2 protein-coding genes are annotated in these 973 nt (G+C 46.8%); both read left to right on the plus strand.

Going from position 1 to position 973, the window contains the following annotated elements:
- Positions 1-196 precede the first annotated feature (196 nt).
- Entirely contained in the window at positions 197-463 is a 267-nt protein-coding gene (locus tag QW71_RS36150) for a DUF2508 family protein (protein ID WP_039310972.1), read from the plus strand.
- 27 nt (positions 464-490) lie between these two features.
- On the plus strand, positions 491-757 hold the full coding sequence (locus QW71_RS36155; protein ID WP_200906016.1) for a pro-sigmaK processing inhibitor BofA family protein: 267 nt from the start codon (positions 491-493) through the stop codon (positions 755-757).
- Positions 758-973 lie beyond the last annotated feature (216 nt).

Here is a 973-nt window from a genome sequence, read left to right on the forward strand (position 1 = left end):
GTACGGTTTGATGAGGAGGGGCTGGGTCATACCAGCCTTTTACTCTAGTATAGACTCCAGGAGACGGCTGGCATTCAACAAAAGAGCAGACGAGCACTGACTCGTGGTTCTAAGTTTGTCCCTATTCCGATATGTATGAGATTAACGGGTGTGCGGCACCGGCTGCGCCAGTAATCATTCATAGGAGGGGATTGCAATGGGATGGTGGAACACGAAATGGCTGGGCAGAGATGCAGAAGGGGCGAATAATGCCCATACGGAAGAAGAGTGGGGTACGGTATACCATGAGGTCCGCAAAGCGCAGTCGGAATGGGAACGGGCATATCTGATGTTTGATGAGGCGATGGGGCAGGACCAGATTGATTATGCCATCTATATACTCGAGGCGGCCGAGCGTAAATACCAGATCCATCTTAAGCATGCCAAGAGACTGGGGCTGAACCGGAGCCAGCTGCCGATGTAACCGGAATAATTATTGAGGGGGATCGCAATGCTGAGAACTGTTGCAATGGGTGTGCTGATTCTGTCAGGGCTTCTGTTAATTCTAATTGTATTCAGAAAAAAACTGGGGTGGGCATGGATGAGTGTATTCGGAACTCATCTTATTCTGGCTGCAATCGGCATTTATATCGTTAACTTCTCCGGTATTCTAACGGATGTTCACATCCCGCTGAATCCCACAACCATAGGCGCAGTAACGATTCTTGGGCTGCCCGGGGTACTAATGCTGCTGGGTTTAAAATTAACTTTGTTTTAATGGTTGACGAGGGTTGTTGATTTATGATACATTAAGTCTCGGCCCTTTGAGCAAGATGTTCTCGGATAACTTGCTGAAAGCTAAAGCGAAAAAAGAAATTAAAAAAACGCTTGACTGAAACAAAGGTGCTGTGATATATTATAAAGGTCGCTGCTGAAACAAACGTCGGCGACGAAAGATGAGACATTGATCTTTGAAAACTGAACAACGAGTGAG

This window comes from Paenibacillus sp. IHB B 3415 (assembly GCF_000802655.2).
Classification (GTDB): domain Bacteria; phylum Bacillota; class Bacilli; order Paenibacillales; family Paenibacillaceae; genus Paenibacillus_AQ; species Paenibacillus_AQ phytohabitans.